Source organism: Bacillus paralicheniformis, assembly GCF_001042485.2.
GTDB lineage: Bacteria > Bacillota > Bacilli > Bacillales > Bacillaceae > Bacillus > Bacillus paralicheniformis.
The window spans coordinates 231,388-246,132 of the sequence record NZ_LBMN02000004.1; the positions used below are offsets into that span (position 1 = coordinate 231,388).

At 44.9% G+C, this 14,745-nt stretch carries 14 protein-coding genes and 1 riboswitch; of the genes, 9 read left to right on the plus strand and 5 right to left on the minus strand.

Annotated elements, in window-relative coordinates:
* Positions 1-58: 58 nt before the first annotated feature.
* A riboswitch (guanidine-I (ykkC/yxkD leader) is annotated at positions 59-165 on the plus strand.
* Between the two features lie 86 nt (positions 166-251).
* The 6 genes from ACH97_RS03450 (at position 252) to ACH97_RS03475 (ending at position 6,237) form a co-directional block, all read left to right on the plus strand.
* Positions 252-1,088, plus strand: coding sequence for a YitT family protein (locus tag ACH97_RS03450; protein ID WP_020453462.1), 837 nt, complete (start codon positions 252-254; stop codon positions 1,086-1,088).
* Between the two features lie 204 nt (positions 1,089-1,292).
* The gene (locus tag ACH97_RS03455) at positions 1,293-1,850 is read left to right on the plus strand and encodes a YfjD family protein (protein WP_025810573.1); all 558 of its coding nucleotides are present in this window, start codon (positions 1,293-1,295) and stop codon (positions 1,848-1,850) included.
* A 272-nt stretch (positions 1,851-2,122) separates the two neighbouring features.
* A complete protein-coding gene (ltaS, locus tag ACH97_RS03460; protein ID WP_048350099.1) occupies positions 2,123-4,042 on the plus strand; it encodes a lipoteichoic acid synthase in 1,920 nt (639 codons plus the stop codon).
* Positions 4,043-4,172: 130 nt separating this feature from the next.
* Complete coding sequence (locus tag ACH97_RS03465; RefSeq protein WP_020453459.1) at positions 4,173-4,820, plus strand: hypothetical protein; 648 nt, start codon at positions 4,173-4,175, stop codon at positions 4,818-4,820.
* A gap of 144 nt (positions 4,821-4,964) precedes the next feature.
* Positions 4,965-5,234, plus strand: a complete 270-nt coding sequence (locus ACH97_RS03470; protein WP_048350100.1) for an excalibur calcium-binding domain-containing protein — start codon at positions 4,965-4,967, stop codon at positions 5,232-5,234.
* A gap of 142 nt (positions 5,235-5,376) precedes the next feature.
* Positions 5,377-6,237: a glycerophosphodiester phosphodiesterase gene (locus tag ACH97_RS03475; protein ID WP_048350101.1), complete on the plus strand. Its 861-nt coding sequence runs from the start codon at positions 5,377-5,379 to the stop codon at positions 6,235-6,237.
* A 47-nt stretch (positions 6,238-6,284) separates the two neighbouring features.
* On the opposite strand, the gene cimH is transcribed toward ACH97_RS03475, so the two are convergent.
* Positions 6,285-7,637: a citrate/malate transporter CimH gene (gene cimH / locus ACH97_RS03480; protein ID WP_020453456.1), complete on the minus strand. Its 1,353-nt coding sequence runs from the start codon at positions 7,635-7,637 to the stop codon at positions 6,285-6,287.
* A 605-nt stretch (positions 7,638-8,242) separates the two neighbouring features.
* Between cimH and ACH97_RS03485 the strand changes: the two genes are divergently transcribed.
* Positions 8,243-10,501 (plus strand): glycosyltransferase, encoded by a 2,259-nt coding sequence (locus ACH97_RS03485; RefSeq protein ID WP_020453455.1) that lies wholly within the window; start codon positions 8,243-8,245, stop codon positions 10,499-10,501.
* Positions 10,502-10,519: 18 nt separating this feature from the next.
* On the opposite strand, the gene ACH97_RS03490 is transcribed toward ACH97_RS03485, so the two are convergent.
* Positions 10,520-11,068: a pyridoxamine 5'-phosphate oxidase family protein gene (locus tag ACH97_RS03490; protein WP_020453454.1), complete on the minus strand. Its 549-nt coding sequence runs from the start codon at positions 11,066-11,068 to the stop codon at positions 10,520-10,522.
* A 91-nt stretch (positions 11,069-11,159) separates the two neighbouring features.
* On the opposite strand from ACH97_RS03490, the gene pdxR reads away from it, so the two are divergent.
* A complete protein-coding gene (pdxR, locus tag ACH97_RS03495) occupies positions 11,160-12,587 on the plus strand; it encodes a MocR-like pyridoxine biosynthesis transcription factor PdxR (RefSeq protein ID WP_306419669.1) in 1,428 nt (475 codons plus the stop codon).
* A gap of 94 nt (positions 12,588-12,681) precedes the next feature.
* Positions 12,682-13,488 carry a polysaccharide deacetylase family protein gene (locus ACH97_RS03500; RefSeq protein WP_173636669.1) on the plus strand — a complete coding sequence of 269 codons (807 nt, stop codon included), beginning with the start codon at positions 12,682-12,684 and terminating at the stop codon, positions 13,486-13,488.
* A 32-nt stretch (positions 13,489-13,520) separates the two neighbouring features.
* Here ACH97_RS03500 and ACH97_RS03505 read toward each other — a convergent pair whose 3' ends face one another.
* The 3 genes from ACH97_RS03505 to ACH97_RS03515 all read right to left on the minus strand — a co-directional run bounded on the left by ACH97_RS03505 (position 13,521) and on the right by ACH97_RS03515 (position 14,743).
* The gene (locus tag ACH97_RS03505; RefSeq protein WP_020453451.1) at positions 13,521-13,772 is read right to left on the minus strand and encodes a hypothetical protein; all 252 of its coding nucleotides are present in this window, start codon (positions 13,770-13,772) and stop codon (positions 13,521-13,523) included.
* Positions 13,773-14,083: 311 nt separating this feature from the next.
* Positions 14,084-14,278 (minus strand): hypothetical protein, encoded by a 195-nt coding sequence (locus tag ACH97_RS03510; RefSeq protein WP_020453450.1) that lies wholly within the window; start codon positions 14,276-14,278, stop codon positions 14,084-14,086.
* Between the two features lie 111 nt (positions 14,279-14,389).
* Complete coding sequence (locus ACH97_RS03515) at positions 14,390-14,743, minus strand: YxeA family protein (RefSeq protein ID WP_020453449.1); 354 nt, start codon at positions 14,741-14,743, stop codon at positions 14,390-14,392.
* Between the last annotated feature and the right edge of the window lie 2 nt (positions 14,744-14,745).

Sequence of the window (14,745 nt, forward strand, 5' to 3'; positions counted from 1 at the left end):
TGATAGACCCCAAAATTTCACTTATAATGCTTGAAGATGACAAATTGATAACAAAGAAAAGGTGGTTTTCTAGGGTTCCGCAGTGGGTTCCGCGCTGGTCTGGTCCGAGAGAAAACACATAGCGAAGATATCGTTATGACACGGTGGGATAAAAGCCCAGGAGTTTTTGCTCTTAATCAAAGAGCTTCTCTCCGGGGCTTTTTTACTTTTTACAGGAAATCGACTACGAATAAGGAAGGGGATGCAGTTTTATGAAAAAGAAAGCAATGGATATGATCCTGATTGTTATAGGCGCATTTTTCTTTGCGTTAGCCGTGAATCTGTTCGCCATCCCGAATGACTTGGGAGAAGGCGGCGTCACGGGGATCACGCTGATTTTATACTACGTTTTTGAATGGTCTCCGGGCATCACAAACTTTGTGCTGAACGGCATTCTTCTGATTATCGGCTATCGCTTTTTGGATAAAAAAACGACGATTTATACCATCATTGCGGTGGCGGCCAATTCATTTTTTCTGCATGTTACTGAAGATTGGACGGTACCGGCTGATGAAGTGATCATCAGCACGATCTTTGCCGGGGTATTTGCCGGCGTCGGCATCGGCATGATCATCCGTGTCGGCGGAACCACTGCCGGGTCTGCGATTCTCGCGAGAATCGCCAATAAATATTTCGACTGGAACATCAGCTATGCCTTGCTGATGATCGATTTAGTTGTCGTGTTCAGTTCCTACTTTATCATTGGTGCTGAAAAGCTGATGTTTACGATTGTCATGCTGTACATCGCCACAAAGGTCATGGATTTCATTATCGAAGGGCTCAACACGAAAAAAGCGATCACGATCATTTCTGAGCATAAAAACGAGATCGCCGCGCAGGTCAATACCTTGATGGACCGCGGCGTCACGATATTAACGGGACGCGGACACTATACGGGCGATTCCAAAGAAATTCTATACATTGTCATTAATAAACAAGAGCTGTCCATGCTCAAGAAAATTATAAGAAGCACAGATAAAAAAGCATTTGTCATCATCCACGATGTCAGGGATGTATTCGGCGAAGGATTTGTTGATATTTCAAAATAGGGGAAGGCTGCCGGCAGATGGCCGGGAGCCTTTTTGTATTCATCGGGTCGTGATTAGGGACAGATCGTCTGCTGATTGGACGAATACGTGATCATTCACACTGCAAGTTTTATGCAGAAACCGGTTTCTGTGGTAAGGTAGATTGTGGCATGAATATCATTAATATAGAAATCCGCTTGCTGAAGTAAAGGAGGTCTATTATTTTTGGAACAGGAAGAAAAAAAACCAATTGATGTGAAAAGCCGAATGTTCTTTAGAGTATGGGCTTTTGCGGGGACGGCAGGTTTCGGATTGGTCGGATTGTGGCTCTTTTATGAAGCAATAAAACTCGAATCGAAATATTCATTGCTTTACCTGGGAGTCGGACTTTTCGGGATCATCTATGGTTTGATTACTTTTCTAATGATATTTCCGGCATTCACGAAAAAAGGAAACATCATCTTCAGCATGATCGAGGGAGAAGGCGGGCGGCTGTTCTCAGGGAAGAAATCTGTATTGTTCAAGGACATTAAAAGCCTTAAAATGGCGCAGCACCGCTTCAGCCCGAAAGGCATTTTCTTTATGGATATACTGATAGAGACGCGCGGGAACGGCATGGTGCGGATTCCGACGTACAACATTCTTCCTGAACCGGCATTTTATAAAGCGGTCGAGCTATACATTCTGCCCTATATGACGGAGGAAGCGCGTGCGGACTGGATCGGCCGGTTCACAGAAGCTCAAAGAAAAGCTTATTTAAATGAATTTCATAAAGATATTTAATCGTCCGGGAAAGAGCAATTTTCGAGATGAATGAAAATAACTGAAACCTTTGGGGAAATTCATTCGTCTTAATTAGAGGCCGTAGTCTTAAATGCGGAATTTTTTTACGCAGACGTGGACTGTTTGAGTGAGGGAAGCTGGGGGATTTTCATCGTGGACGTGCTTGAAAAACCGCCGAGACTTTTAGTAGAATGATATATTATCGTTTCCTCACGCTTCATTGACTGAAACAGAAAGCGGTCTGAAAAAAGTTTAAAAAGGTAGAGGTTATCATGAAAAAAATATTCTCTCATAAGCTAAGCTTTTTTGTGTTAGCTGTTGTTTTTGTATGGGCTAAAACCTATGCTTCCTACTTTTTAGAGTTTAATTTGGGTGTGAAAGGGTCTACGCAGCACATGCTGCTGTTTATCAACCCATTCAGCTTCACGATTGCTGCACTCGGTTTGGCTTTGTTTGCTAAAGGCCGTCGGTCGGCGATATGGATCATCATCATTGATGCTGTGATGACGTTTGCTTTATATGCAAATATCCTGTTTTACCGTTTCTTTGATGACTTTTTGACGTTTGCAAACTTAAAACAAGCCGGAAACCTCGGCAACATGTCGGATGGCGTTTTTGACATCATGGCATTTCATGACGTTATCTATTTCGTCGATTTGATCATTCTGATTGCATTATGTGTGAAGCTGCCTGAACTGAAGGCGGCACAACTGAAAAAAAGATGGGCTGCAACTGTCGTTATCGGCGGAGTGGCGCTGTTTTTCATCAACCTTGCAGTTGCTGAGACAGACCGTCCGGAGCTTTTGACAAGAACATTTGACCGAAATTATATCGTCAAGTATTTGGGGCCTTACAATTACATGATCTATGATGGTGTTCAGGCTGCCCAAAACGCGAGCCAAAAGGCATATGCGAGCAGCGACGACCTGACGAGCGTCATTAACTATACAAATTCGCATTATGCAAAACCGAATGACGAGTATTTCGGCGCAGCAAAAGGTAAGAACATCATCAAGATTCATTTGGAAAGCTTCCAGACGTTTTTGATCGATTATAAGCTGAACGGAAAAGAAGTCACGCCGTTCTTGAACAAGCTGGCGCACGGCCAGAATGACATGATGTATTTCGATAACTTTTTCCATCAGACCGGTCAAGGTAAAACCGCGGATGCCGAATTGATGATGGACAACAGCCTTTACGGACTGCCTGAAGGCAGCGCGTTTGTAACAAAAGGGCAAAATACGTACCAGTCCCTGCCGGCGATTCTGAACCAAAAAGAAGGCTACACAAGCGCCGTGCTCCACGGGGATTACAAGTCATTCTGGAACCGCGACCAGGTGTATAAACAAATTGGCTATGACAAATTCTTCGATGCCAGCACATATGACATGTCAGAGGAGAATCTCGTCAACCTTGGCTTGAAAGACAAGCCGTTCTTTGAAGAATCAATTCCGAAGCTGAAATCGCTGAAACAGCCGTTCTATGCGCATTTAATCTCGCTGACAAACCACTATCCGTTCATTTTGGATGAAAAGGATGCCACCCTTGAAAAGGGAACGACGGGAGACAAAACGGTAGACGGGTATTTCCAGACGGCGCGTTATCTTGACGAAGCGCTTGAAGATTTCTTTAAAGAGCTGAAAAAATCGGGATTATATGATGATTCCGTCATCGTCATCTATGGCGACCACAACGGAATCTCAGAGAACCACAACCGTGCGATGAAAGAAGTATTAGGAAAAGAGATTACACCGTATCAAAACGCGATGAATCAGCGCGTACCGCTTATGATCCGCGTTCCGGGCAAAAAAGGCGGAGTCAATCATACGTATGGCGGCGAAATGGATGTCATGCCGACACTTCTTCACCTGCAAGGTATTGACAGCAAAAAATACATCAACTTTGGTACAGACCTCTTTTCTAAAGACCACGACGAAACCGTGGCTTTCAGAAATGGAAACTATGTAACGCCGAAGTACACGATGATTGATACGACCGTATACGATACAAAGACAGGAAAAGAGATCAAAGGCAACCAGGAAACGGAAAACCTCAAATCACAGGTGTCCGAACAGCTGGATCTGTCCGACCAAGTACTCTATAAAGATCTGTTAAGGTTCCACGAAATTTCAGACTTCAAACCTGTTGATCCATCAACGTATCATTACGGAAAAGAAAAAAACGGCGAGTAAAAACGAAAAGCCGCCTGACTGCTTTATGAAGCGTCGGGCGGTTTTTTTGTGAGGCTGGTCCGCCGTTGTTCTAAGAAGCCGGCCCGGCACATAGATTGATAGGAAAGAGGACAGAACAAGGATAGAGGATGTGAGAACGTTGACCAAATCTCAGTATTTTTTTAAATTGCATCCTTTAATGGTGCCGGCCGGCTGGACAGTGAAAGAAAATCATTTGTATCAAAAGCCGATTCGCGATCCCCGCCGTACGCTCTTCACCTTGGAGAATGAAACCTCCGGTAAAATGGTACAAGTTGAATATGCTGGAGAACTGAAGTACGTTATCAGGATGCTAAATGCTGATCAAACGCTGGTCAGTGAAGATTCAGATACGCCGTATGAACAGCTGGTCGAACGGTTGGAAGATAGGATTCGCGCCTCTGGCGGCGCCCGCAATTTGCTGAGGCTTAGAATCCCGGCCGGTTGGACGGTTGTGCATCACTCATTAACCGATACAAACCCCGATGAATTGGCGCCTGACAGCAAGGCCTGGCGGTCAGATTTCAAACGGGATCTTTTGAAGCTGCGGCATGAGGAAGAATGCCTCCTCCTCGATATAGAGTGGTATCCCGAGTGCAGTCCGGCCGGCCATTATGCGCTGAAATTGATTAAGAACGGGAACTGGAACAGTCCTTTGGAAGACATGCTGTGCATCCATCCGAAGGAATTGGCCTATGAGATTCACGCTGTTTTGAAAAAGACTTGTGAACATCAATATGTTGATGAAGCCGGCGCATAACGCGGCCGGTTTTTTGTGTGAAAAGTCCTTTGTCCAATACATACTTTTTATTCAATAAAATGTCATATTTTTCTTGAGTGAATAAGAAAAATATTTTATTATGGTAAAAGATACATAAGAATTAGACGAAAGGGGTCAAACGGGATGAAAAAAATAGCAGCGGGTCTTTTGTCTGCCGGTCTTATCATCGGTTTTTCCTGGGGTGCCGGCGATGTGGCAGAAGCAAAAACGAAGGTAAAAACGTACAAAAACTGCAAAGCTTTAAATAAAGACTATAAAGGCGGCGTCGCACGTTCGAAGTCGGTCAAAAACAAAGGCGGAAAAACGAAGTACAAGCCGTATGTTTCAAAAGCGCTTTATGACGCCAATAAAAAGCTGGACTGCGATAAAGACAAAATTGCCTGTGAGCGCTGATATATCCAAAAAAAGATCTCTTGCTGAGGGGGTCTTTTTTTGTTTATCAGGAAATTTATGAAAATTAAAGACTGCTGAAACATAATCTTAACAGTGCGAACCTATACTTTGGCAAGAGAAGAGCAAAAGGGGAGTGGATGATGTGTCAGCTTTATTAAAGAAATTGATGTTATCTTCATTGATCGGGGTTTCTATCGGGTCAGCACTGTTTGCAACGGACGCGGGAGCGCAAGAGCCGGCGGCGAAGCCTAAAAAAGTGGCTGTCATTGCGCACAGAGGTGCTTCTGGATACGCGCCGGAAAACACGATGGCTGCCTTTGAAAAGGCGCATCAGATGAAAGCGGATTATATCGAGCTGGATGTTCAAATGTCCAAGGACGGGGAGCTTGTCGTCATTCATGATACAACTGTAAACCGTACGACAGACATCGGCTCAGTGCTGCCGGTCGCCGTAAAGGACTTGACGCTTGCCGAGCTGCGCAAGCTTGATGCTGGCAGCTACTTCGGGCCGCAGTTCGCCAGGGAACGCATTCCGACATTTGAAGAAGTGCTTGACCGGTATAAAGGAAAGATCGGAATGCTGATCGAATTGAAAGAACCTGCACGCTATCCGGGAATCGAAGAAAAAGTATCAGCGGCATTGAAAGAGCGGAGAATGGATAAGCCTAAAAACGGAAAAATCATTGTACAATCGTTTGATTTCAACTCTGTATACAAAATTCATCAGCTGCTCCCATCAATGCCGACAGGTGTCTTAACGTCAAAAACAGCGGACTTAACAGATGCAAAGCTCAAGGCATTTTCCGGCTATGCCAAATATGTGAACGCCAACTTAAAAAATGTGGCCGCTGATCCTACACTTGTGCCGAGAATCCATGCGTTCGGCATGAAAATTACGCCATGGACCGTCCGCTCCCGCGATGAAGTGCCTCCGCTTTTAAAGGCTGGCGTGGACGGGATTGTGACAGACTTTCCCGACTATGTTCCGAAAAAAGTACGCTAGATACTAAACAGAAGGCCTGCAGTTTGCTCTGCAGGCTTTTTCATTCATCAATAAAACTGGGCTAACAGCAGCAATGTCAGTGTAACGGTTATCGCTCCGCCGATTCTTGTGGATACCTGAGCAAACGGCATGAGCTCGAGGCGCTCGGCGGCGCTGAGAATGGCGATGTCCCCCGTTCCGCCCTGACCTGAATGGCAGGCATTGATAATCGCGGTTTCGATCGGGTACATGTTCAGCCACTTTCCTGTAAAAAAGCCGACGGCTATCATCGTGATCACGACAGATACGATCGTAATAATATTGGCAATATTAAAAGCAGCGATCAGCTTGTCCCACGGTGTCATGGAGACGCCAATGGCAAAAAGCAGCGGATATGTCACAGCAGTTGAAAAGAAACGTGACACGCCGTAGGCGCCGTTTTCCAAATTCGCCGGAGCCAAACGAAACAGTTTCACGGCAACAGCCAAGAGAAGCATCATGACGGGTGCTGGAAATCCGAACAAGTCATGTGAAAGCATACCGACCAAATATAATGAGACGGCAAGAATGCCTCCCGATGCAAAGTGGGAAAGGTTAAAAACGCTTTCTTTGTCTTTGTCGCGGCTTTCAAGCGGCAGTGCGTCCCCACTTTCGAAACGGTCGACTTTTCCGTTGCCTGTCCATTCAGGCTTTTTCTTCCCCATTACATTTAAAACCCCGGACAAAATGACAGCGCTTAAGCTTCCGAACATAATGGAAGGAATGACAAGTGCAAAAGCTTCCCCTTGTGACATGTGCATGATTTCCGAATAGCCGATGGACAGCGGAATGGCTCCCTCGCCAACCCCTCCGGCCATGATCGGAATCACAATGTACAGCAGCGTATGCTGAAATCCGAGGCCGAGCATTGTACCAACTGTCAGACCGACTGCCGCTGCGGCAATTGTCCCTGCGATCAGCGGAATGAAAATTTTAATGAACGCCCTGACCAGCGTTTCTCTTTTCATCCCTAAAATGCTTCCCACTACAATGGCTGAGATAAACAAATAAAGAAAGTTTGAGTTTTCTGTAAATTCAGTTGTTGATTTGATAATGTCATCGGGAATGAGATGGTAATAGACGATAGCTGAAGGAATAAATGTCGCAAGTATAGCGGCACCGCCGACAGAACGAAGAAGCGGCAGCGACTTTCCGATTTGGGCGAAGGTGAATCCGAAAAAGCCCGTAACCGCAATAGCAGTTAAAATGTCGCTTTTCAGATCGTGCATATAGACAAACGTCACAATCAAAGCGAAGAGCAGCAAGTATACGGGCAGCGGAATGATGCCGATTTTAACATTCATTGCTCTTGCAAAAAAATTTTCATCCGGTTCTTTCGTTGTTTGAATCGGTATATGTTGTACCTTTGGTTTTGCTTCCATTTTCTTTCCCCCATCCTTTTTGTTATCCCTTTGCTCTGAGTTATTTAACTAAATTAAGTATACTAAAAAAATCAAAATTCAGACAACCGTGCAGGAAGACCTAGCTGTTTTCACATGATGATCTAGAGCGGGTCCATTTGGTTAAAGACGTGTCTGGACACTGTTTAATGGCCTTGTGCAGGCTTTTTTTGATGCGGTAATTCCCGAATCTCCTTTTACTGGAATCAAAATCGACACAAAAAAGCTGTCAATCCGTCAAAAATAAATCAAACATTTAGGAGCAGAGACCTTTTTTCCTGTGTGAACCGTTGATACATTCAGCTCCCGTCTCCGAAGAGACAGAGGACGTCTGCGACAAAAGATTCAATCTTGAGGTGGCATATATGTGAAGGGTTATCAACGTGAGCCTTATGGATTTTTTGGAAGAGAGTCTATAGTCTTATATTTTTCGCGTTTAAAAGACAATTAGATATGTTTTTTTATTATTTTTAAGGAAATTTAGGTCTAAAGGTGGTAATATATTCGAGTGCAAAAGAATGAAATGAAGGAAAATTTTAGAGAAACCATTCCCGAAGGGTTTTTTATCAGCACATAAGGAGAAGAAAATGGAATTTATCTTACACTGCTATCCCGTCGCAATGATTGCCCTTATTCTCATCGGTTTTTTGGGATCTTGGATGAATCCGCGTTTCAAGAAATTTTTAATCATATTGTGTCTTATGACGAACGGCGTGTATATTGTTTGGCGGTTCGGCTATACACTGCCTGTCTCTCGCCCCGCCGACATCGTGATGGGCGTGATCCTGATTGCAACTGAATGTATCGGATTTTTACAGCTCTTGGTCTTTTATACGCTAGTATGGAAGGAAAGGAAGCGGGAGCCGGAAACGCTGGGCGATCAAGACCATTGGCCGAGCGTTGATATTCTCATTGCAACTTATAACGAGGAGCGCCATGTGCTGAAAAAGTCAGTGGCAGGCTGTCTGAGCCTCGACTATCCAAAAGAGCTTGTCAACATTTATTTGTGTGATGACGGAAGGCGGACGGATATTCAAAAACTGGCTGAGGAACTTGGCGTTCATTACGTTACAAGGCCAAACAATGAGCATGCAAAAGCGGGGAATTTAAACCATGCGATGAGCTGCTCGAACGGGGAACTGATTGTGACGATGGATGCCGATATGGTTCCGCTCCCTTCATTTTTGCAGAAAACTGTCGGCTATTTTAAGAAGGAAAAAGTGGCTTTTGTTCAAACGCCGCAGGCCTTCTATAATGAAGATCCTTATCAGTACAACTTATTTTCCGGTGCGAACATTCCGAATGAGCAGGACTTTTTTATGCGCAGGCTCCAGGCCGGGAAAGACCGTTTTAATGCCGTCATGTACGTCGGCAGCAATACGGTTTTCAGAAGAAGCGCTTTGGAGGAAATCGGCGGTTTTGCGACAGGCGTGATTACGGAGGATATGGCAACCGGAATGCTTTTGCAAACGAAATTTAAATCTGTTTTTGTCAAGGAAGTGCTTGCCGTCGGTCTCTCGCCGGAAACGTGGACGGATCTTTTGAAGCAGCGCGACCGCTGGTGCAGGGGAAACATTCAGTGCGGAAAGAAGTGGAATCCGCTTTTCTTAAAAGGTCTTACACCAATGCAGCGCATTCTTTATTTTGACGGTATTCTCTTTTGGTTTTTCGGCGTTTTTAAGATGGTTTACATCCTGGCGCCGCTCTTGTTTTTGCTGTTTGGCATACATAGCTTAAAGACCGATTTGTGGTCGATCACCTCGTTTTGGCTGCCTGCGTTTTTAGGTTCTTACCTTTCATTTAAAGCCGTTTCGGACCGGCAGCGCAGCATGAGCTGGAGTCATATTTACGATACATCGATGGCGCCGCACATGGCGATATCGGCTTTGTCGGAATTCATTTTTAAAAAGCGGTTTGATTTTAAAGTCACACCGAAGGGCGTCAACACAGATCGGCGAAAATTCAAATATACGACGGCGCTGCCGTGTGCGATTCTGCTTGCAATGACGCTGTTTGCTCTCGGGAAAATTCTTTATGAACTTTGGTTTCTGCATACTTTTGATATGAACGTCACATCGTATCATTTATTTTGGGCTCTCTATAATATGACGGGACTCATACTTGCGCTGCTCGTTGCCTTTGACAGGCCGAGATTTCGAAGCTCTGAACGGTTCACAGTCAACAAGCCGGCGGCTTTTTCCACCGTTTCTGGCGATGAGCACGAATGCGAACTGATCGATGTGAGCGACACGGGCGCGCGTATCAGGCTGCCTTATCAGGCTGATTTGCACATGTACTATCATGTGGACGGTCTGATCATAGATGCGGTCGGAAAAGTGCCGGCTAGGGTGATGTGGACGACAAAAGACGAGGCAGACATTGAAATCGGGCTGCACTTCAAAGAGATGGACAAGGAACTGTATGTGAAACTGATCGGTTTTATGTTTAATGAAGAAAATGCAAAAAAGGCCGACCGGGAAAAGCGGGCTGATACGTTGTCAACAGTGCTGCGCTTTTTCATGAAAACAGAAAAAAGCCCGGATGCATTCAAGAGAAAACACGTCCGCGAGGCCTTTCAAGGTCTGGGAACACTGCTGTTTCCCGATGATGCAGAGAAAGGCGCCCACGAGATCATGATTAAGGACATCAGCTTGTCAGGCTGTCAGATTGAATCCGGCGTCCCCCTTGAGATGAATGAACATGTGTTGGTTTCTATCAATGAGAAGGATCTGGATCAGCGGTTGGCGCTCGTCTGCTGGATAAAGAAGCGGAGAAAGCGGTACACAGCGGGAGTGAAATTTATAGATGGATATGCGGCACAATCCATAGGAGACCCGGTAGCATAAGCTGCGGGTCCTTTTTTGTCAACGGTCTTCCTGTACGGTCCGCCCGTTTTCGAATTTCATACTTTGATTCAGCATGTTTTCTTTAGCTGTTATCTCTCGGGGCTGAACTTTAAAAACAACGGTTTTGCTGCCTAAACTCGATCTGTACTTTTCGACATGTGTTTTGTGAAGCGGAGACCTGTAGTATCCTGGTACGTATTTGTCGAGAAGAGCCTGCATCGCGGATGTTGCTTCATCTAAGCCTGTGATGATTGACGCTGTGCCGAAAAGAATGACACTCATATAAGCGGTATCGGTTTTAGCGGGAATGGGATGAACCATTGTTCCATATTGTTCGCTGACTGTGAAACATACGTTAGGATTTTCTTGCAGCATGTCCATTTTCCGTCCCTCTGATGCACCGTGAAAGTAAATGTAACCGTTTTTCCAGACGAAATTCAAAGGGATGACATATGGATATTCATCTGTGGACATGCCGAGATAACCGGTTTGCGCTTCTGTTAAAAATTGATCAATCTTTTTTTCATCTGTGCAGACAAGCTGTTTTTGCCGAATGGAATGAGCCATCACATTCACGCTCCTTTTTATTATTAAACTGATTTTAAGTTGTTATTGTCCCTTTAAAAAGAGACAATAATAGAAAACTTGATGAGGTCAGATGATGATAGAGTTAACGCCTTTACTCAATAAACAGCTTAAAACACCTCTGTATATACAGCTTTACGAATATATCAAAAAAGAAATAGAGGCCGGCGGCATCCCAGCGGGAGCTCTTTTGCCGCCGATCCGCTATTTATGCGAACATTTGCATCTAAGCAAAAATACAGTTGAAAGCGCCTATCAGCAGCTCACTGCAGAAGGCTATACAGAAAGCAGGCCAAGGATCGGCATCAAAGTGCTTCCCTTGGAGAAAACACTGATGCCGCCTAGTCAATTGAAGATTCATACCAATCGGGAACAAAAAGACACAGGACAAGCTTCAGCGGCAACATATGATTTTAAATATGGTGATATCGATTTAAGCCATTTTCCATTCAAAACATGGAGACGTTGTCTGCAGAATGCAATGGACAGTGGAGATCATGACTTATTTTTGTATGGCGATCATAAAGGCGATTTCGGCCTTCGCACGGAATTGGCGAAGTATTTATTTCAGGCAAGGGGTGTGCGCTGTGTACCGGAGCAAATTGTGATCTGTTCCGGTACGCAGTATGCAGTCGGACTTCTTTGCCAGCTGCTCTCAATGCACGGCCGATTGGTTGCGGCGGAAAATCCGGGATATGATGGTGTGCGTTCCGTTTTCCTCAACCATGGATGTGAACTTCAGCCGATTGGTCTCGAGACAGACGGGATCAATTTGTCTCAGCTTGCTGCAAGCCGAGCCAAACTCGTTTATATTACGCCATCTCATCAGTTTCCGTATGGAATGGTCCTGCCGGTACAGAAGAGGCTGAAATTGCTTGAATGGGCAAGCCGTGAGAATGCCTACATTATCGAAGACGACTATGACAGTGAATTCCGCTATCAGGGCAGGCCTATTCCATCTTTAAAAGCGCTTGATAAAAAAGAAAAAGTCATTTATTTAGGGACTTTTTCAAAGTCATTTCTTCCGGCAGCGAGATTGAGTTATATTGTTCTCCCTTCAAAGCTGGCAGATGAATTTAAAGAAACGCTTGGCCGCTACAGCCAGTCCGCTTCACCCATCATTCAAAAAGCGATGTTTTTATTTATGAAAGAAGGTTTTTTCGAAAGACACATCCGTAAAATGAAAAAAGTATATCAAGAAAAGCACAAAACATTAATATCGGCCATTAAAACGCATTTCGGAAATGACATGGAAATCATCGGCGAAAAAGCGGGGCTCCATATTTTGATGAAGACAGACCGACATGCACAAGACCTCATACATAAAGCGGAAAAACTCGGTGTGAAAGTTTATCCGGTATCAGATTTCTGGTTTGAGCCACATAAAAGCAGCTCTTCCATCGTCATGGCGGGATTTGGGGGGCTTTCTGAAGCGGAAATTGAAGAAGGGATCAGCATACTGCGTAAAGCTTGGCTTTCATCATCAAAGCAGGAACGGTGAAAAATGCTCGTTCCGAAACCGATATTAAAAAGGATTCAATAGATAGAAAGCGGGAATACTTGTGAAAAAAACGAAACTGCTCATTTTGCTGCTTATGTTGATGGGAATGCTGTACGGGTGTTCCAGTCATGAAGCAAAAGGAGAGGAAAAAACAGAACCAAATACGGCTCAAAAAGCGGCAAAACAATCAAAACAGCAGGCGGAGCATGATCCATCCTCCAAGTGGATCAAAGTGAAGGGCCCCGCCCGCATTCCGATTCTCATGTATCACAGCATTTCCACAGGAAACAGCCTGCGCGTACCGGAGGCGGAGTTCCGCGGACATATGAAATGGCTGAAGGATAACGGCTATTACACACTGACACCTGAAGAAGCCTATATTGTCTTAACACAAGACAAAATGCCGAGTGAAAAATGCGTGCTGATTACGTTTGATGATGGTTATACAGATAACTTTGAAAAAGCGTACCCGATTTTGAAAGATTATGAGATGAAGGCGACAATTTTCATGATCGGTAAATCGGTCGGCAGAAAAAATCATTTAACCGAAAGCCAAATGAAAGAAATGGCCGAACACGGTATTGCTATCGAAAGCCATACGATCAATCATGTCGAATTGAACGGACTTGCTCCAGAGCAGCAGCTGAGTGAAATGACTCGTTCCAAAACATTGTTTGACGGCATGCTTCAGCAGAACACAACCATGCTGAGTTATCCAGTTGGACGCTATAATGCCGAAACGCTCAAACAGGCTGAGAAGGCGGGGTATCAAATGGCGGTGACGACAGAGCCGGGGGCGGCTGCTAGGGATCAGGGGATGTATGCGCTGCACAGGGTCCGCATCTCGCCGGGAATGTCGCCGGACGCCTTTGGAAGAATGGTGGAACACAGCATACAATAGGAAAGACGGCATTTATCATGATGCCGCTTTCTTTATTTTTTTTCATTTTGGTCCGTCGGGCTCATGACAAGCCGCAGATTTGGACGCATACCTTCAGAGGTTCGGCGGTTTACCGGCTGCCCGGGTGCGGTTTCGATGACCCTCAAAAATCCGGTCGGCGCAGCTGCCTGGCGGATCAATATTCTGCTTTTCGGTGCCGCTTTTGTATAAGATCTTTTGTTGCTCTTGTCAAAAAAGAATGAATACAAAATAAACAGAGCCAATAAAACCAGTAAAAAAATCATCTGGAAAAAACCCTCCTTATTGTGAATGTCTTCTTTTAATATCGAACAAGTAGGTGCAAAGTTTTATATATTTTGTAACAGAATCGATTAATTGTGACTTTTAAATCGTTTGAAGAGCGGGAATCTGCTGTCTTTACATCATTCCCAATCGGAAGTCTGGTTAAACAACTGGATTGATGATGGCGTATTTGGAGTTAGATGGTGAATGAATGATGAAGTGAGATGGCTGGAACATACCCGGCTGACTGCAGCAAGAACTGCATACAGCCTAAGGGTCCGAGCAGAAGATAGGGAAAGGCAGCCCGCGGGTCTTAACAGCCGCCGCCATCACCGCCGCCGCCACAATCTCCGCCGCCACCGAAATCACTTCCGCTGTCGCCGGATGAATCAGGACCCCCGACAAAGAAAGTTGAAGAGCTGCTGCCGCTGTTGTTTCCGTCGGACGGCGCCATGGCGGCGTAGAGGAAGAATCCCACCAGGATAAAACCGATCATTCCAACAATCATATGAAAACCTCCTAACCAATATGACTTCTGTTTTACTACGAACAACGGGCCAAAAAGTTTCGGAAATCTGTAAAATTATAGTAACACAAAAAACGGCTAGACGCCGTTTTTTTACTGCCTGATCAATTTGGTCCGAACTGCACTCGGCATACCGCCGGGCTGTACTTCTTCCCATGTCTCAACGTATTTTCCCTTCGCGTGTACCTTTAGGTAGGCGTTTTTTCGAAGGGAGGCGCTGGAGGAGAATGTAATTTCTTTTTCCTTCCCAGTGTCATTATATCCTTCCAGCGTGTACTCATAGCGGCCCGGACTCAAGTGCTTTCCGTCTTTGTTGATTTGGACATACACGCTTTCTTTCTTCACAAGTGGATTGAACCTGTCTGTCACCTCATGATGAATTAATAGAAATGCACCAATGCATACAACAGCCAAACCGGCTGTAATCAGAGAAATTGTTTTTTTCATGT